Origin of the sequence: Pseudonocardia kujensis (genome assembly GCF_021283305.1) — a bacterium.
In the GTDB taxonomy this organism is placed as follows: Bacteria; Actinomycetota; Actinomycetes; order Mycobacteriales; family Pseudonocardiaceae; genus Pseudonocardia; species Pseudonocardia kujensis.
Window position 1 is genome coordinate 1 of record NZ_JAJSOK010000014.1, and the last position, 17383, is coordinate 17383.

Below are 17383 nucleotides of genomic sequence, written 5' to 3' on the forward strand. Positions count from 1 at the left end.
GGCGACGGCCGCGGCCGCGGAGTGCAGCTGCGCGTAGGTCAGCACGTACTCGTCGAGCTTCACGGCGGGGCGGTCGCCGTGCTCGCGAGCGGTCGCGACGAGGTTCGCGGCCAGGTTGGTCATCGTCAACTCTCCGGGATTCGAGTTCGTTCGTGGTCGGGAGAAGCCGGCATTCCCCCGCGGAACGGGCCGCCGTGGACGGACGGCGCGCGCGGAGGGCGGATCGCCGCGAGCGCGCCGTCCTCCCGTGGACAGGGCGGCGCGCAGGCCCGTGCCACCCCGAAGATGACACGGGCCGCGCGCAGGGTGGCCCTGCCGTCCATCACGTCCAGGTGAGCTCGAGGAGCGAGCCGAGTGCGGAATGGGCCTCGAACGTGTCGATGGCTTCGGCGAGGGCGACCGCCTGCTGTTCGCCGATGCGGCGCCTGGCGTTGGCGAGGAACTTCTGTCGTACCTGGTCCGAGCCGAGCGCCCACTCGGGGGTGCCGTGACTGGCAGGCACCCGATGGCGGACCACCCGCCCGTCGGCCAGGTGCAGCTCCACTTCGCCCGGGAAGTGCGCCGGATAGTCGCTCAGCGGGTCGGGTGGACACTCGACCTTGGCGGCCATGGCGAGGACGGCCGGGTCGTCGAGCGGCTCGTCGTAGAACACCGCGAGATCGACCCGCCTGCGCACCAGCGCGGTCGCGGCCACGTACTGGACGCTGAACAGGGCGTCGTAAGTAGTGGCCGGGGCGGTCTTCGCCGCGACCGGCTCGACGACCGCCGGGATCAGCGCCACCGAGGTCGGGCAGACGACCTTCACCACCTCCTCCGGTCCGATCCGGTCGCGGCCGAGCTCATCGAGCACGGCGAACGCCGCATCGGCGAAGGCGTGGGTGAAGTGGCAGCACGGGTAGGGCTTGAGCGCGATCTCCGGGGTCCACCACCGCTCGCCGAGGTCGTCGAGGCCGAGGTCCTCCGGAACACGGCCGAGGTGGGCGGCGTAGAGGCCCTTGCTGCCTTCGAGCACCGCGGCGGGTCCCCGAAAACCCGCCTCGGCCATCGTCACCGCAACCAGCCCGGCGTGCGCGGCCCAGCCGGGGTGCATCCGCTTCAGCCAGGAGCCCTGGATCTCCAGGATTCCAGCGGCCTGGCTGCCGCACAGCCCCAACGCGCTGGTCAATGTGTCGGGGTCGAGGCCGCGCAGGTGCGCGGCGACGCAGGCGGCGGCGAAGGTGCCTGCGATGCCGGTCGGGTGGAACCCGCGGGCGTGGAACTCCCCCGCCCCCGCGGCCGCCAGCCTGCAGCCGACCTCGAGCCCGATCACGTACGCCGTCAGCACGGCGGCCCCGGAGGCGCCCTCGGCCTCACCGACCGCCAGCGCGGCCGCCAGTGCCGGGCCGCTGGCGTGGTAGATCGCGCCGATGTGGGTGTCGTCGAAGTCCAGCCCGTGCATCAGCGTGCCGTTGACCAGCGCGGCCGAGGCGGCGGGCAGTGGGGTGCCGTACCCGAGGGCGTGCGCCTCGGTGCCGGCGCCAAGTCGGGTCCCGGCCGTGTGGACCGCTTGCCCGAAGTCCGTCCCCGCGGCGGCGAGGGCGGTACCGGTCGCGTCGAGCAGGTGGTCGCGGGCGACGGCGCGCACGGGCGCCGGGATGTCCGCGAGGGTGAGTCCGGTGGTCCAGCGGGCGATGCGTGCGGACGCCGTGTCGCGTGCGGTCTCGGCGAGGGTGGCGGTCATGAGCGGTCTCCTCCGATCTCCTCGAGGCGGCGACCGCGGGTGCGCTCACCGAAGAGCCCGACGGTCAGCCCGCCGAGCAGGACGAACACGGCGGTGGCTGTGAACACGCCGCCGAAGCCGAGAGCACCCGCGATGGCGGCGACCAGGAAGGCACCACCGAAGCCGGCCAGCCGGCCGAGGCCGTTCGCGAAGCCCGCGCCGAGCCCGCGCAGCGCGGTCGGGAAGACCTCCGGCAGGTAGGCGTAGACGACAGCGGTGTTGGTCTGCAGGAGCAGGGTGACCAGGAATCCACTGGCCACGAGCAGCCAGTACGCGCCGGTGAAGGCGAAGACGAGCATGGCAGCGGCGATCACCGCCGTCAGCACGAGGCTGGTCGTCCTGCGTTGGAACCGGTCGGTCAGGGCCATCCCGCCCAGCGCCCCGATGAAGGGGGCTACCGAGAAGATGGTGGTGATGCTCAGCGCCTCGGTGGTGGAGTAGCCCTTCTCCACCAGCAGGGTCGGGACCCACGAGTTGAACCCGTAGAAGCCGAGGATGCCGAAGACCATCGTCAACGAGGCCACGATCGTGCGCTTACGGATCCCGGCGGCGAACAGGTCGGTGGGCCGGTGCGGTGCCTCGACCTGCGGGTGCTCGACGATCTCGGGCAGCGGGCCGGGAAGCTGGGACTCCAGCTGCTCGACGGTCGACCGCGCCTCGGCTACCCGCCTGTTGACGGCAGCCCACCGGACCGATTCCGGCAGCAGGAACTGCGCGACGACGGCCGGCACCAGGCCGATCGCGCCGACCACGAACAGCCAGCGCCACGCGTCGGGACCGAGCGGGACGATCAGCCGGGCCGCGCCGGCGATCAACGGGACGCCGAGCAGGCCGATGCCCAGCATGAGGGCCTGGCAGCGCCCCCGGCTCGCGCCGGGGAACATCTCGGCGACGTAGACGATCAGCACCCCGGTCACGGCCTGGATGCCGAGGCCGGTGAGGACGCGCAGCACTCCGAGGACGGCGAGGTTGGGCGCGATCGCGGACAACAGGGAGGCCAGCGCGTAGAACACGGTCGCCCAGACGACGGTGCGCTTGCGCCCGAAGCGGTCCGACAGCCTGCCACCGAGGATGGCCCCGACGAACATGCCGATGAAGCTGTAGGAGGTCAGCTGCCCGATCTGGGCCACCGACAACCCCCACTCTGCGCGGATGGCCGGGGCGGCGTAGGACAGCGCGTTGGTGTCGGCGAGGTCGCAGGCGAAGAGGATGCCTAGCAGCACCATCCATCCGCGATGGGAGCGCGTCGTGCGGGGCAGTCGTTCCAGCCGGGCCGCGAGCGCGCCTGCGGAGGCTGTGTCGTCGGCAGGTGTGTCAGCGGGCCGGCGGTCGATTGCGGGGTCGAGGGTGTCGTCCATCGTGCTCTCCTTCGAGCCGGTGGTGAGGTGTTTGGCGAGGTGTCTCAGTCGGGGATCGGGATGTCGAGCAACGGGGCGTGCTGCGCGGCGCCGAACGTGTCGCGTTCGCCGGGGCCGCCCTGGAAGCCGCGTCGGAGGATCGTGAACTTGAAGGCGAGCGCGGGCTCGAAGAACGTGCAGATCCGGATGTCGCTCTCGGGTGCGCGGTACAGCTCGGCAAGTCGGGCCACCGTCAGCACGCCGCTGTCGCGGACGCGGGCGTAGACCGCGGGATCGTCGAACAGCACGTCGAAGGTGATCTCGTAGGGGCCGGCGTTCTTGCTGCGCACGACCGTTGCGAGCTCGGCCAGCGTCGTCATGCGCCCACCTTCCGATGCACGACCGGGAACAGGTCGAGCCCCTCGGCGTCGATGACGTGGAAGAGCGCGAACACGCACGCGGGACCGATCGGGTTGTCCAGCGGGTTCAGGGGGAGGGCGAGGTTGCCCGCCGTCGCCTTCTGGCCCGGGTAGGACAGGTGCAGCACCCCGATCCGCACGCTCGCGCAGATCGCCTTCGCCAGTGCGGGGGTCGGGGCGACGATCTCGCCGAGGATCCCGACCTCGTGCGGGGTGTCGCGGTTCGGCTCTCGCTCCCCCATGACGGCGTCGCGGCCGTAGACGTGGAAGGTCACGGTGGCGTCCCCCGCCGCCAGCTCGGGGTGCAGCTCGCCCGCGTGCGCCTCGACCCGGGTCAGGAACTCGTCCAGCTGGCCGATGAGGAGCGGGTCGCGCACACCGCCGATGAACACGCAGCGATGCCCGACGACCGCCGCGCCCTCCAGCTTCACGGTCGCCCGCTCGGCGGGCTCGTGCCTGCTGCCCGCCACCCGCACCGTGCGGTCGTCGAGCGCGGTGTAGGTGCAGTCTCGCAGGTCGAGCATTCCGGCTGGTCCGGGCAGCAGGTCGGGACGGGACTTCTCGTAGAGCGTGTGCGCGGCCACCGACAGCGGGGTGCAGGCCTGGCCGGGGCTCATGGGGGTGAGGTCGAAGGAGTCAGCGCGAACCGTGGCCAGGACGCCTCCACCCTTCGGTTCGGCGCAGGCTCCGCCGCACTCGAGGATCTTCCCGACGTGCCAGGCAACGCCGGCGTCCACGCCGCGGCGCTCCAGGAACGCGGCGTACGGGGCCGGGTCGTACGCCCGGCCGGCGACGATCACGTCGACCGGGTCGGGCCCGGCGAGGATCGCCGCGAACGGCTCGGCTCCCATTTGGGCGACGATCGCAGTGCAGGCGTCGACGTCGGCGGCGGTGGGCACCTCACCGCGCGGGTTCGGCTGGACTAGGTGAAGCCGGTCGTGGACCACGTCGGCGGGGACGTCGGCGTAAACGGCAGCGACCCGCAGCACGACCCCCTCCTCGGCGGCGAGCCGGTCGATGAGCTCGACCATGCCGTCGACCTGGGCGTTCGTCCCTGCGCCACCGGCCGAGCCGATCAGCAGGGGGACACCGAACTCGTGCACGGCCCGAAGCATCGGTCGCAGGTCACGGGCGTAGGACTCCTCGGTGACGAGCGTGTCCCCCAGCCCGAGCATCGACGGCCCCGGGTCGGTCGAGCCGGAGTCCACCACGATGGCGTCGACGCCAGCCTCGACGGTCGCCCGGAAGTCCGCGTGCGGGTAGCCGTAGCCCAGCATTCCGGTCGGCGTCAGGATCCGGGTCTCGCTCATGCGGTCACCGGCAGCGAGCGGGCGGGCTCGGGCACGGGCAGGCCGAGGTGTCCCCGCAGCGTGGTGCCCTCGTACTCGCGCCGCACGAGCCCGCGCCGCTGCAGCTCGGGCACCACGAGGCGGGAGAAGTCGTCATAGCTCGCCGGTACGCTCGCCGCGGCGAGGACGAAGCCGTCGCAGCAGGTCCCGAACCACTCCTCCAGCGTGTCCGCGACCTGCTCCGGGCTGCCCACGATCGTCGAGCCCTCGGCCAGTGTGCCCCGCCCCGAACATTCGACGAAGTCCCGGACGGACGGGTTGGGCTGCCCGCTGGCGGCGATCACCCTATCCCGCAGGCTGTGCCAGGACATCGCGGCAAGCTCGGCGTCGGTGAACGGCTCGTCGATCGGCCGCCCGGAGAAGTCGGTGTTGAGGACCTCGCACAGCAGGGCGAGCCCGTCTTCGGTGCGGGCCAGCCCGGACAGCAGCCGATGCTTCTCGGCGGCCAGTTCCGGGGTCTCCGCAGTGATCACCGTGACCGCCGGCGCGACGACCACGCTCTCGGGGTCGCGGCCGGCCGCCGCCACGGCCTGGCGCAACGCCCGGTAGCTGGACTCGCCGCTGCGCCGGTCCCGGTAGCTGGTGAAGATGACGTCGGCCCACCGGCCGGCGAAGGCCATCCCACGCCCGCTCATCCCCGCCTGCAGCAGAACCGGCTGCCCCTGCGGCGAACGCGGAACCGGGAACGTGCCGTGGCTGGCGAAGAACCGGCCGTCGTGGTCGAGGCGGTGCACCTTGGCCGGATCGGCGAACTCGCCGGTCCGCTTGTCCACCAGCAAGGCATCGGGGTCCCAGGTCCCCCACATCCTCGTGACGACGTCGACGAACTCGTCGGCCCGGTCATACCGCTCGTCGTGCTCGAGGTGGGCGACCCGGCCGAAGTTCGCCGCCTCGGAGTCGTTGAGCGAGGTCACGATGTTCCACGCGACCCGCCCGCCGGTCATGAGATCCAGCGTGGCGAAGTGTCGCGCGACATGGAACGGCTCGTAGTAGGTGGTCGAGTACGTCGCGCCGAGGCCGAGGTGGCGAGTGGCGGAGGCCATCGCCATCAGCACGACCGTCGGGTCCATCTTCACCGAGCGGATCCCGTGCCGGACCGCGAGATCGTGGTTGCCGCCGTAGAGGTCCGGCATGGCCAGCCGGTCGTCGAAGAACGCCATGTCGAACCGGCCGTCCTCGAGTGTGCGGGCGATTCGGGCGAAGTACTCCGCGGTGAGGAAGTCCTCCTTCGACGTCATCGCCCGCCACGAGCCGACATAGTTGGAACAGTTCTGCGCCTGAAGGAAGGCGACCAGCGCCATCCTGCGATTCGTCGACATTGGACAGTCCTCGTCCGGCTCGGGGCATGCGTCGGCGCACACGCCGGGGTCGTGGGTCTCGGGTTGCGGAGCGCGCCGTCCGCGGCGCCTCCGTGCGGACCATCCTGCGGTCGAGCCGCTACCGTCGACAACGCAAGGTGCAGCATCTGAAACCAACGCGGGAAAGGGCTGGTCAGGTGGCTGAGGACGGACACGTCCGTGCCCTACGGGTACTGGAGACCCTCGCCGGGATGCAGCAGCCGGCGGCACTCATGGCGGTTGCCGAGCGGTCCGGGCTGCCCAAGACGAAGACGTACCGGGCGCTGCGTGACCTGCAGAGCCACGGATACGTCGACCATGTGGGACGCAGCGGCTACCGGATCGGCAGCCGGGCCGTCGCGCTGGCGTCGCTCATCGGGCCGCGCCCGGCGCTGCTGCAGCGCGCCCAGCCGGTCCTCGCGCGGCTCGCCGCACAGTCCGCCGAGACCGCGACGCTGCATCTGCGCAGCGGCGCCCACCGGGTCCTGGTGCTCGGCGCGGAGCCGCCCGGCAATTCCGCCAGGCGGATCGCGACGATCGGCGAACGCTCCCCGCTTTCCTCAGGCTGCGGCGGAACGGCGATCCTGGCGTTCCTGCCGCCCTCCGAGGTTGACGACGTGATCCGGACCCAGGCCGGTTCCGCGCTGCGTCCCGACCTGGCCGAGCAGCTCGATCGGGTCCGCCGTGAGGGCTACGCCACCTCGCGGTCCGCCAACCACTCCGGCATGAACGGCATCGCAGCGCCGCTGCTCGACCCCGACACTGGGCACGCACTCGGCTCGATCGCGATCGCGGGTCAGGAGATCCGGCTGCCCGAGCCGACCCTGCTTCGGCTGGCCACTCCCCTGCTCGCGGCGTGCGCCGAGCTCGCGCCTCGTCTGGCCACCGTGTTGGGGCCGAGCTCCTCCGTGCGCCTGGAGTCGCTCGATGTGACGATCCAGGATTTCCTCGGCCCCCAGCGGCACCCGGGTCGGGCCTCGCGCAAGGAGGTCGTCGGCGACTGAAGACCTCCGACCTGTCGCGAGCGCTGCTATGTCGCCGTCGACGCCAGGTGCCGGGCGACGTCGGCCGCGGCCTCGGTGAGCATGTCCCGGGCCGCGAGGGCGCGATCCTCGGTCCAGCGGGCGTCGGGGCCGGAGATGGTGAGCGCAAGTGGAGTCTCGTAGCTGCCGGGGACCGGGACCGCGATGCCCCGCACCCCGGGGTGGTTCTCGCCGTGGGACAGTGCGTACCCGCGCTCCACGACCTGGGCCACGGCCGCGCGCAGGGAGTCGGCCGGGTGCCCGGCACGCTCGGCGACCGCGGTGACGGTGGGCTCGTCGAGCCCGGCGAGGATGGCACGACCGCTGCATCCCTGCACCAGCGGCACCGCCTCGCCGACCAGTGCCAGCTGGCGTAGTGCGTGCGCGTCGCTCTCGACGCCGAACACGATGAGGCCGAGGTCCCCGGCTCTGCGGTGCAGGGTGACGGTCTCCGTGGTCCGGTCGGCGAGCGTGCGCAGGATCGGGCGGGTGGACTCGTAGAGGTAGGCCTGGGGCGAGATCAGCGCTGCCAGGCCGGTCAGGGCCGGGCCGATGCGGTAGCCGCCGCCCTGCATGCGCTCGGCGAACCCCTCCTCCTGCAGGACTCTCATCAGCCGATAGCTCGTGCTCTTGGTCAGCCCGACCAGATCGCCGAGCGCGTCGAGCTTGACCGGCTGATGCCGGGCCAGCGCCTCCAGCAGTCGAACGGTGCGCCGTGCCGTCTCCGCCCCGCTCGCGCCCTTGGCGCCCGCGTCCACCTCACTCATCCCGCCTCCTCCCACAGTGTGCAACCGCGGGCTCTCCCACTCACATGCGGCACCGAGGCGGCCTTGACGCACCGGTCCACACGGTGCCACGCTCTGCGCACTGTAGAACTAGCCTCCTCACAATGTGAAACTCGAACACCGATGTTCCACCGGCGACGGCGCCGGTACACCCAAGAGGGGAAGATCGCGATGCCTCGACGACTCGGGCTCCTGGCCCTCGCCGTCCTCTGCACCGCCACCACCGCCTGCGGAAGCTCCGCCACCGAAGGCGCGCCCACCCCGGAGAAGATCCGGGTGACCGTCAGCAACGCCACGGAGCCCTACGTCATCCCCTGGCTCGTCGGCGACCAGGAGGGCCTGTTCGAGGCCCACGGGGTGGCGGTGGACGAGATCGTGGCGGGCCAGGGCGGGAGCACGACCCTGCGCAACCTCATGTCCGGTGACCTGGCCGTCGGCGAGGTCAGCCTGCCCGCCGTCATCGACGCGAAGCTCGCCGGCACCCCGGTGACGGTGGTGGGCGGCGCCACCCGCAGCGTCTACGGCCTGGACTTCTACGCCCTTGCCTCCGGCCCGGTGCAGACCATCGCCGATGCCCGCCGGTGGGCGTTCAGCAGCCCAGGATCGGTGAGCGAGTCACTCACGCACCTGGTTCCCGAAGCCGCAGGTCTGGCTCCGGACGCCGTGGAACGCGTGGGCGCGGGCGGGATCGGGGAAGGGGTCGCGCTGCTCGAGGCGGGCGAGGTCGACGTGGCGCTGGTACCCACGTCACTCGTCGCGAAGGACCCGCAGCGCTTCCGCCTCATCGCCTCCAGCGCGGACTACGTGCCGGCGTTCGAGCAGAGTGTGATGACGGTCCGCGACGACTACCTCGCCGCACATCCCCGGGTGATCTCCGGAGTCGTGGCCGGCTACCAGGACGCCGTGCACCGGATCGAGCAGGACCCGCAGCGGGCCGCGGAGATCTACGCCGACTACATCGGAGTCGGCCCGGACCAGGCGCGGCTCGTCGTCGACGCGGCGCTGAAGGCGCAGAACTGGTCCGCGGGATTCGACCGGCCTGCGCTGGACAACGCCGTGCGCGCGATGAGCGCAGGCGGCTTCACCGGCACGGTGCCCTGGTGCGATCTGGTGGATCCGAGCCATCTGCCCGAGGACGTGCCCCGTGACCTCCCGCTCGAATGCGCGGCGGCCCAGTGAGCGCCCAGCCGCTGATCCGTAGCCACGACGTGACCCGCCGCTTCGGCGCCGTCGAGGCGCTCGGTCCGTTGTCGCTGCACGGTGCGCGCGGGGAGTTCGTGTCGATCGTCGGACCCAGCGGATGCGGGAAGTCGACCATGCTCGAGATCGTGGGCGGGCTGCAGCGGCCGGACTCCGGTTCGGTGTTCGTCGCGGGTGTCCCGCTCGAAGGCCCGCGTGACGAGACGGCGATCGTGTTCCAGGACTCGGCGACCCTGCCCTGGCGCACCGTGCTGGACAACGTGGCGTTCTCGCTCGAGGCCCGGGGCGTCGCCCGCGACGAGCGGCGCGACATCGCCCGCCGGGGCCTCGAGACGGTCGGCCTCGCAGCCTTCGCCGCGCACTATCCGGCCCAGCTCTCCGGTGGCATGCGACAGCGGGTGGCACTGGCCCGCGCTCTGGTCACCGAGCCGGACCTGATCCTCGCCGACGAGCCGTTCGGTGCACTCGACGAGCAGACCCGGCTGCTCATGTCCGACGAGCTGCTCGCCGTGGTCGACCGCCTCGGCTGCGGGGTCCTGTTCATCACGCACAGCATTCAGGAAGCGGTGCTGCTGTCCGACCGCATCCTGGTGATGAGCGCCCGCCCGGGGCGCATCGTCGACGAGATCACCGTCCCGTTGGAACGTCCCCGCACCTCGGAGGTGCTGTCCTCGACCGCGGCCGCGGAGTGCGTGAGCCGGATCTGGGCGCTCATCCGCCGCGAGGCGCAAGTCGCCATGCAGGGGGCGTCGTGACCGCCGCGCTCCCCCGCTACGCCCGGCCGAGGCCGGACCGGCTGCTCGGGCTCACTCCGGCCGTCTGGACCGGCGTGCTCGCCGTGCTCGCGCTCGCCGCGCTGGAGGTGCTGGCCCGGACCGTGGTCGACCCGATCGACCTGGTCCCGCCGACCACGATGGTCGTCCGGACCGCGGAGCTCCTGGGCACGGCGGGGTTCGTCACCGGTCAGGTCCTGCCCAGCCTGGGGCTGATCGCGGCGGCCTTCGCGCTCGCCGGGGTGGCGGGCGTGGGCCTGGCCTACACCATGTGGCGCTCGCCCTGGTGGCGGCTGGCGTTGCAGCCCTACCTGAACGTCTACTACGCGATCCCCATCTTCGCGGTCTACCCGATCCTGGTCGTGCTGCTCGGGACGGGGGGCGTGCCCATCGTCCTGCTGTCCGCGGCCTTCGGCGCCGTCGTCGTGGTCACCAACAGCCTGCTGGGATTCGACTCCGTGCCTGAGCCGGTGCGCAAGCTCGCGCGCTCCCGCAACTTGGGCACCCGCCGCTACCTGACCGCGATCCTGCTCCCGGCCGCGCTGCCGGACATCGCGAGCGGGCTGCGGCTCGGGCTGGTGTACGCCACGATCGGGGTGCTGGCGACCGAGTTCATCCTGTCCACCCGTGGCCTCGGCCACGAGATCGCGGACGCCTACCACACCTTCCGGACAGCGGACATGTACGCAGGGATCTTGCTGATCTGCCTGCTCGCGCTCGCGCTCAACATCGCTGTCGGCGCTGTTCTCGACCGCCTGGACTGGAGGAGGCGATGACACTGTCGGACTCGGCCCTCGCCGACACGCCCGTTGCTCCGGCCCGTCCCGCCTCCCGGGGGGTGCCGCCACCGCTGGTGCTCGGGATCGGCCTGCTGGCCGCCTGGTGGGCCATCGCCGCGCTCGTCGACAGCGCGGTGATGCCCACCCCGGTGACCGCGGTCGAGCGCCTGCTGGTGAACCTGCAGAGCACCCGTTTCCTCGACAGCGCGGCCGACACCGTGCTGCGCCTGCTCACCGCATATGTAGGCGTCGCGGTCGTGGGGGCGGTGACCGGCTTCCTGCTGGGCCTGGCCAGGTTCTGGGCCGCCGCGGTCTCTCCCCTGCTCTACGCCGTCTACAGCGTCCCCAAGATCGTCCTGTTCCCGCTGTTCCTGCTGTTCCTCGGTCTCGGCGACGCGAGCCAGGTCGGGTTCGCCTTCTTCTCCGGCGTGCTGCCCATGGTCCTGCTCGTCTCGGCGGCGGCCGCCGCGGTGCCACCGTTGCCCCTGAAACTGGCCGCGAGCCTACGGATGAGCACGCCCGCGGTCATCACGAAGATCGTCCTGCCGAGCATCCTGCCCGCCTTCGCCGGCGCCCTGCGGCTGACCTTCGGGCTGACCTTCCTCGGACTGCTCATCGCCGAGATGTTCACCGGAGTCTCCGGCCTGGGCTACGAGCTGCTCCGCAACGTGCCGCTCGTCCGTATGGGCGACATCGTCGGCGAGGTCGTGCTCGTGATCCTCATCGCGCTCGCCCCGGCCATCGGCCTGCGAACGCTGGAGACACGGGTCAGGGCTCGATTCGGTACCACCACGGAAGGAGATGGCCGATGACCGGCCATGCCACCACCCTTCGCACCCTGCTGGACGCCCCGGAACTCCTTCGGGCTCCCGGGGTGTTCGACGGGCTCAGTGCCCACCTCGTCCGACGCGCGGGTTTCCGCGCGGCCTATCTCACCGGCGCCGGAGTCGCCGCCTCAGGCTTCGGGCTGCCGGACATCGGGCTGATCACCCAGACCGAGATGGTCGAACGCGTCCGGGTGATCGCCGAGGCGTGCGAGATCCCGCTGATCGCCGACGCCGACACCGGCTACGGCACCGCGCTGCACACCGTGCGCACCGTGCGCGCGTACGAGTCCGCCGGGGTGGCCGCGATCCAGCTCGAGGACCAGGTGTTCCCCAAGAGGTGCGGGCACCTGCAGGACAAGCAGGTCGTGGACACCGAGCAGTTCGCCCGCACCCTCACCGCGGCCCTGGAGGCGCGGCGCGGCGACACCGTCGTGATCGCCCGCACGGACGCCCGCGGCCCACTCGGCCTCGACGAGGCCATCGCCCGGGCCCACCGCTACGCCGAGGTCGGCGCGGACCTGATCTTCGTCGAGGCTCCCGAGTCCCGGGCCGAGATCACCCGCATCGCCGCCGAGATCGACGCCCCCCTGCTGTTCAACGTCGTCCCGGCGGGCCGCAGCCCGGAGATCGGCGACGACGAGCTGGAGCGGCTCGGCTTCCGGGCGGCCATCTATCCGGGCGCCCTGCTCGCCCCCGTCGCCGGCGCGATGGCGGCGGCGCTGACCGCGATGGGCGGCACCGCCGCCGTGACCCCGGGGCCGGCCGGACTCTTCGGTCTGGTCGGCCTGGACGAGTGGCAGCAGCTGAGCGAGCGGTACCGGCTGGAAGGAGCTCTCGCATGAGCACGGAGCAGGGCGTCGATGGCGGAATGACCGTGATCGAGACCATCCTCGCCCGGGCCGCAGGCCGCGACCGGGTCCGCCCCGGCGACACGGTTGTGACGCGGGTCGACATGAACGTCCTGATCGACCTCATGTTCACCCGCTGGGTGGACCCGCTGCGCATTGCGGACCCCGATCGCACCGCCATCGTGCTGGACCACGCAGTCCCCGCCCCCACCCTCGTCGACGCCGAGGCCGGAGTGCGTGCCCGCCACTTCGCCGAGGCGTTCGGCATCAAGCGCTTCTTCGACGTCGGCCGCCACGGGATCTGCCACCAGGTCATCGCCGAGAACGCGCTCGCGCTCCCGGGGCAGGTGCTCACCTGCACCGACTCGCACACCTGCGCAGGTGGGGCGTACAACACCGCCGCCCGCGGACTCGGCCCCGCCGAGGTCGTCGGGATCCTGTGCACGGGCGAGACCTGGTACACCGTCGCGCCCACCATCCGCTATGAGCTCGACGGCGAGCTGGCCCCGGGCATCGGTGGGAAGGACGTCTTCCTGCACATCGCCGGCACCTACGGCGACGCCACCAACCACAACCTGGAGTTCGGCGGCCCCGGCCTCGCGTCGGTGCCGATGAACGACCGGCGCACCATCGCCACCCAGGGCGCGGAGGTGTCCGCGGACTTCACGGTCTTCGAGTACGACGACCGCTGCGGCGAGTTCCTCGCCGCGCATGGCGCCGCCGAGTACACCCCCGCCCAGCCCGGCCCGGACGCCAACTACGCGGTGGTTCGGCACGTCGACCTCGGCGCGCTGGTCCCGCACGTCGCGCGGCCTGGCACCGTCAGCCGCAACGCCTTCCCCGTCACCGAGGTCGAGGACCGCGCCGTCCAGCAGTGCTTCGTGGGCTCCTGCGCGAACGGGCAGCTCGACGACCTGCGCATCAGCGCGGAGCTGCTGCGCGGCCGGCGGGTCGCCGACGGCGTCCGGCTCATCGTCACGCCGGCGTCGCAGCAGGTCTACCGGGACGCTGTGCGGCTGGGCTACGTGCAGGACATCGCCGATGCCGGGGCCGTGGTCACCAACTCCACGTGCGGCGCCTGCTTCGGCTACCACATGGGCCTGCTCGGCGCGGGCGAGGTCTGTCTGACCGCCAGCACCCGCAACTTCCGGGGTCGGATGGGCAGCCCCGATGCCGAGATCTACATGGCCTCGACCGCGACCGTCGTGACCTCGGCGGTCACCGGGCGCATCACCGATCCGCGGGAGGTGCTGGCATGAACCACGAGATCACGGGCCGGACATGGGTGATCGGTGACTCCGTCGACACGGACGCGATGTATCCGGGGTTCGCCATGAAACTCCCCGTCGAGGAGGCCGCCCGGCACGTTCTCTACGACCTGCGGCCGGGCTGGACCGAGCAGGTCGAGGCCGGTGACATCCTCGTGGCGGGCCGCAACTTCGGGATCGGCTCCAGCAGACCCGTCGCCGCCCTGCTCCGCCACCTCGGCATCGCCGCGCTGATCGCGGAGGAGTTCAACTCCCTGTTCCTGCGCAACGCCATCAACAACGGGCTGCCGGCCCTCGCCGTCCCGGACGTCAGGCGGTTTGTGTCCGAGGGCGACGTGCTCACCCTGAACCTCGCCACCGGCCAGGTCGACACGCCCGCGGGTCGGCTCGACGCCGCTCCGCTGCCGGCGATGGTGCTCGACATCCTCGACGCCGGTGGTCTGCTCCCGCGGCTCGCCGCCGCGGGCTATCTCCCCCGGGAGGACGCATGACGACGCTCACCCCGACCAGCTCCGCCACCGACCCCACCGGCCCCACCGGGACGCTCGCGACCTGGCTCGCCGCCACCACGCTCGACGACGTGCCTGGCCACGTCCGCGACCGGGCCGCACACCTGCTGCTCGACGCCGTCGCTTGCGCCCTCGTCGGCGCCAGGCTGCCTGTGTCGGAGCGCGCCGTCGAGGCCATCACCGCGCTCGAGGGCCCCGGCGCCGGGATGCTCATCGGGTGGAACGGTCGAACCACTTCGGCGGCCGCCGCGGCGATGCTGAACTCGAGCTTCGTCCAGGGCTTCGAGCTCGACGACTATCACCCGTTCGCCCCCCTGCACAGTGGCTCCCTCGTGCTGCCCGCCATGCTCGCCGCGGCTCCGCCGGCCGACATCACCGGCGACCGCTTCCTGCTCGGCGCGGTCCTCGGGTTCGAGACCGGCCCACGGGTCGGGCTGGCCCTGCACGGCAGCGAGATGCTGACCCGCGGGTGGCACTCCGGGCCGGTGTTCGGCACCCACGCCGCCGCTGTGGCCGCCGGCGCGGTCCTCGGCCTCGACGCCGTGGGCTACGAGGACGCGCTCGGCATCGCCGCCACCCAGTCCGGCGGTCTCATGTCCGCCCAGTTCGAGTCGATGGTCAAGCGGATGCAGCACGGCTTCGCTGCCCGCAACGGGCTGATCGCCGCGGCGCTCGCGGCGGGCGGCTACGTCGGCATCAAGCGGGTGTTCGAGCGCGAGTACGGCGGATACCTCGCGGTGTTCGGCGAGGGGCACGAGCCGGACCCTACCCAGATCGGCGACGAACTCGGCCGCCGCTGGGAGACCGAGCGCATCGCCGTCAAGGCCTATGCCGCGATGGGCGGACTGCACGCCGGCATCGACGCGGCCCGCGCGCTCCGCGCCGACCTCGACCCGGAGCGTGTCGAGCGCATTGAGATCAGCTGCGGCGAGGCCGCCTACCACCACGGCGGCTGGCGGGCCGAGCGCCCGCTGGAGACCATCGGGGCGCAGATGAACCTGGCCTACGCAGTGGCGGTCGCGTTGCTCGACGGGGACGCCCTGCTCGCCCAGTTCACCGAGGCGCGGATCGCCTCCGACGACGTCTGGCGGCTGATCGACCGCACCGAGACCCGGCACGATCCGGGGATCGACGAGCTCGGGCCCACCGAGAAGCTGACGACGCGCGTCCGGCTCACCCTCACCGGTGGCCAGAGCCGCGAGCACACTGTGCGCCATCCACGCGGGACCGGGAACCGTCCGCTGTCCAACGAGGATGTCGTGGCGAAGTACCGCACGCTCACGGCACCGCTGATCGGCACGGCCCGCCGTCACGCCCTCGAGGCCGCCGTCCTCGGCCTGGCCGAGCAGTCCGATCTCACCGAGCTCGCGTCGCTGCTCACCCCCGCCGTCCGCCCCGCACTCGGCTGAGTGCGGGGCGGGCTGCCCGGCCCGGCGGGCCGGGCGGTTCAGGCAGGTTGGGCGGCCAGCGGGATGTACTGCTGCGCGGAGTGCACGTCACGGTCCCCGGTCGAACCTTGCGGGACCGACCGAGGGAACGAGACCTTGATCGTGCGCAGCTCGGAGATGCGGAAGATCTTCACCATGCTCGGGTTCGCGCCATAGATCCCCGCGATGCGGTCTGCGGTGAGGCAGGGCGCCGCCGCGGCACGGGTGAAGGCCTCGTCGTCCGGCAGGAACACGTCGATGGTGACCCAGAACGGGCCCGCGTTCTTGGAGCGGATCTTCGAGGCGAGTGCGCCAAGAGTGGTCGGGGCCATCTCAGGCCACCTCCTCGACCACGATGCGGACGAGGTCGAGGGGATCGTCGACCCGGACGGCGTGCTGCAGGACGAAGGAGAACAGCGTGCCACGCTCCATCTCGGCAGGTGAGGACATGAACGACCAGCTTGGGATCGAGTCTGCGCCGGGCAGCGGGTGGTGCAGCAGGTAGGGATTGGCGAACTTGGCGATCGTCGTCGCGGTCGGCTGGTCCGCGGCGGTGGCGCAGAAGACGACGCCGACCTCCCGAGGCGGGGTGCGGTCCGGGTCCGCCGACCCGAGGACGGCGTTGGCGCCGTACGGGCGCAGGTCGATGTCGTAGTCGCCCGGCTCGATGCCGAGCACTTCCGGGATGCGATTGTGGAGGTAGGCGCGCAGCGAGTCCAGCCACTCGTCGAGCCGGAGTAGCACCTCCGGCTCGCGGATGCCCACGATGCTCACCGTCTGGGCGCCTGCCGGGGCCGAGCCCTCCAGCTTGATCGTGTGGTCCTCGGCGAACTCGAACTCCGAGCCGCGGACCAGCACCCGGCGCTCATCGAGTGCGGTGTACTGCGCGTTCGTGGCGACGAGTGTGCCCGCCGGCTCCCGCAGCCGGAAGGGGTCGGCGTTCTCGTAGAGCATGTGCGCCGAGACGCTGAAGGGGGTGCAGCGGTCGGTCTCGTCGACGGGCTCGACGACGAACCCGTCGTCTCCGACGTGGACCACGACGCCGCCGAGGCCGGAGCCGGTGGTGCAAAGGTTGCCGCATTCGGCGATCTTGGCGGCGTGCCAGGCCGGGCCGAAGGGCTTACCGCGCATCAGCGGCACCGCGGCGATCAGCGCACAGTCCGTGGCCCGGCCCGCGAGCACGATGTTCGCGCCTGCCGACAGGGCCGCGGCGATGGGCTCGTGCCCCATCAGCCCGACGACGTGCGCGCATCCGTCGAGCACCTCGCGGGTCAGCGGTCCAGCCGGTGCGAGCGGGCGGACGTCCCCGGCGGCCAGCTTGTCGTGCAGGGCCGTGGGCGCGAGCTCGCTGTAGATTCGGGCGACGGTCCGTCCCGGGATCCGGTCCTGATGCAGGATCTCGCAGACCATCTCGTGCACCCAGTCCACTCCAGCGTCGGTCCCCGAGGTCCCGCACGAGCCGACGATCACCGGTATCCCGGCCTCCGCGGCGGGGGCCAGGATCGCCTGCAGGTCCCGGCGCACCGCGGCCCGCGCGGTCTTGGGCGTGGCGGCGCCCAGGTAGTAGGGGCCGGAGTCGGTCGAACCGCCGTCGACGGCGATCGCGTCCGCACCCATGGCGATACCGCGCTTGACCGTGTCGCTGGGGAATCCGGCCCCCAGCATGCCGACCGGGACCAGTACCCGGACCGGATTCCGCACCTCGTCACTCATGGAATTGCCTCCTCAGGGCACGTCGGACCGG

Annotated in this window: 17 protein-coding genes; 9 read left to right on the forward strand and 8 right to left on the reverse strand. The window is 71.9% G+C overall.

Translation table 11 applies throughout. The annotated features are described in order from the left end of the window. Positions 1-322 precede the first annotated feature (322 nt). From LWC35_RS12350 to LWC35_RS12370, 5 genes are read right to left on the reverse strand one after another with little or no spacing between them, the layout of a single operon-like run. On the reverse strand, positions 323-1720 hold the full coding sequence (locus LWC35_RS12350; protein ID WP_232870222.1) for an MmgE/PrpD family protein: 1398 nt from the start codon (positions 1718-1720) through the stop codon (positions 323-325). After that, complete coding sequence (locus LWC35_RS12355; protein ID WP_232870223.1) at positions 1717-3117, reverse strand: MFS transporter; 1401 nt, start codon at positions 3115-3117, stop codon at positions 1717-1719. The genes LWC35_RS12350 and LWC35_RS12355 overlap by 4 nt, the downstream gene beginning before the upstream one ends. 44 nt (positions 3118-3161) lie before the next feature. Beyond that, positions 3162-3476 carry a DUF4387 domain-containing protein gene (locus LWC35_RS12360; RefSeq protein ID WP_232870224.1) on the reverse strand — a complete coding sequence of 105 codons (315 nt, stop codon included), beginning with the start codon at positions 3474-3476 and terminating at the stop codon, positions 3162-3164. Beyond that, complete coding sequence (locus LWC35_RS12365; RefSeq protein ID WP_232870225.1) at positions 3473-4825, reverse strand: acyclic terpene utilization AtuA family protein; 1353 nt, start codon at positions 4823-4825, stop codon at positions 3473-3475. Before LWC35_RS12365 ends, LWC35_RS12360 begins: the two co-directional genes overlap by 4 nt. Beyond that, positions 4822-6183 (reverse strand): LLM class flavin-dependent oxidoreductase, encoded by a 1362-nt coding sequence (locus LWC35_RS12370; RefSeq protein WP_232870226.1) that lies wholly within the window; start codon positions 6181-6183, stop codon positions 4822-4824. Before LWC35_RS12370 ends, LWC35_RS12365 begins: the two co-directional genes overlap by 4 nt. Before the next feature lie 92 nt (positions 6184-6275). On the opposite strand from LWC35_RS12370, the gene LWC35_RS12375 reads away from it, so the two are divergent. After that, positions 6276-7205 (forward strand): IclR family transcriptional regulator, encoded by a 930-nt coding sequence (locus LWC35_RS12375; protein WP_232870227.1) that lies wholly within the window; start codon positions 6276-6278, stop codon positions 7203-7205. A 26-nt stretch (positions 7206-7231) separates the two neighbouring features. On the opposite strand, the gene LWC35_RS12380 is transcribed toward LWC35_RS12375, so the two are convergent. Next, positions 7232-7990 (reverse strand): IclR family transcriptional regulator, encoded by a 759-nt coding sequence (locus LWC35_RS12380; RefSeq protein ID WP_232870228.1) that lies wholly within the window; start codon positions 7988-7990, stop codon positions 7232-7234. 189 nt (positions 7991-8179) lie between these two features. On the opposite strand from LWC35_RS12380, the gene LWC35_RS12385 reads away from it, so the two are divergent. The 8 genes from LWC35_RS12385 to LWC35_RS12420 are packed head-to-tail and all read left to right on the forward strand — an operon-like array spanning position 8180 to position 15621. Further along, on the forward strand, positions 8180-9187 hold the full coding sequence (locus LWC35_RS12385; RefSeq protein ID WP_232870229.1) for an ABC transporter substrate-binding protein: 1008 nt from the start codon (positions 8180-8182) through the stop codon (positions 9185-9187). Further along, positions 9184-9963 carry an ABC transporter ATP-binding protein gene (locus tag LWC35_RS12390; RefSeq protein WP_232870230.1) on the forward strand — a complete coding sequence of 260 codons (780 nt, stop codon included), beginning with the start codon at positions 9184-9186 and terminating at the stop codon, positions 9961-9963. Before LWC35_RS12385 ends, LWC35_RS12390 begins: the two co-directional genes overlap by 4 nt. Continuing rightward, positions 9960-10757: an ABC transporter permease gene (locus LWC35_RS12395; protein WP_232870231.1), complete on the forward strand. Its 798-nt coding sequence runs from the start codon at positions 9960-9962 to the stop codon at positions 10755-10757. The genes LWC35_RS12390 and LWC35_RS12395 overlap by 4 nt, the downstream gene beginning before the upstream one ends. Further along, entirely contained in the window at positions 10754-11572 is an 819-nt protein-coding gene (locus tag LWC35_RS12400; RefSeq protein WP_232870232.1) for an ABC transporter permease, read from the forward strand. Before LWC35_RS12395 ends, LWC35_RS12400 begins: the two co-directional genes overlap by 4 nt. After that, the gene (locus LWC35_RS12405) at positions 11569-12429 is read left to right on the forward strand and encodes an isocitrate lyase/PEP mutase family protein (RefSeq protein WP_232870233.1); all 861 of its coding nucleotides are present in this window, start codon (positions 11569-11571) and stop codon (positions 12427-12429) included. The genes LWC35_RS12400 and LWC35_RS12405 overlap by 4 nt, the downstream gene beginning before the upstream one ends. Next, positions 12426-13694, forward strand: coding sequence for an aconitase/3-isopropylmalate dehydratase large subunit family protein (locus LWC35_RS12410; RefSeq protein ID WP_232870234.1), 1269 nt, complete (start codon positions 12426-12428; stop codon positions 13692-13694). The genes LWC35_RS12405 and LWC35_RS12410 overlap by 4 nt, the downstream gene beginning before the upstream one ends. Next, positions 13691-14194: a LeuD/DmdB family oxidoreductase small subunit gene (locus LWC35_RS12415; RefSeq protein ID WP_232870235.1), complete on the forward strand. Its 504-nt coding sequence runs from the start codon at positions 13691-13693 to the stop codon at positions 14192-14194. Before LWC35_RS12410 ends, LWC35_RS12415 begins: the two co-directional genes overlap by 4 nt. Next, on the forward strand, positions 14191-15621 hold the full coding sequence (locus LWC35_RS12420; RefSeq protein WP_232870236.1) for an MmgE/PrpD family protein: 1431 nt from the start codon (positions 14191-14193) through the stop codon (positions 15619-15621). The genes LWC35_RS12415 and LWC35_RS12420 overlap by 4 nt, the downstream gene beginning before the upstream one ends. A gap of 38 nt (positions 15622-15659) precedes the next feature. Here LWC35_RS12420 and LWC35_RS12425 read toward each other — a convergent pair whose 3' ends face one another. After that, the gene (locus tag LWC35_RS12425) at positions 15660-15971 is read right to left on the reverse strand and encodes a DUF4387 domain-containing protein (RefSeq protein WP_232870237.1); all 312 of its coding nucleotides are present in this window, start codon (positions 15969-15971) and stop codon (positions 15660-15662) included. Between the two features lies 1 nt (position 15972). Beyond that, a complete protein-coding gene (locus LWC35_RS12430) occupies positions 15973-17352 on the reverse strand; it encodes an acyclic terpene utilization AtuA family protein (protein ID WP_232870238.1) in 1380 nt (459 codons plus the stop codon). Positions 17353-17383: the final 31 nt, after the last annotated feature.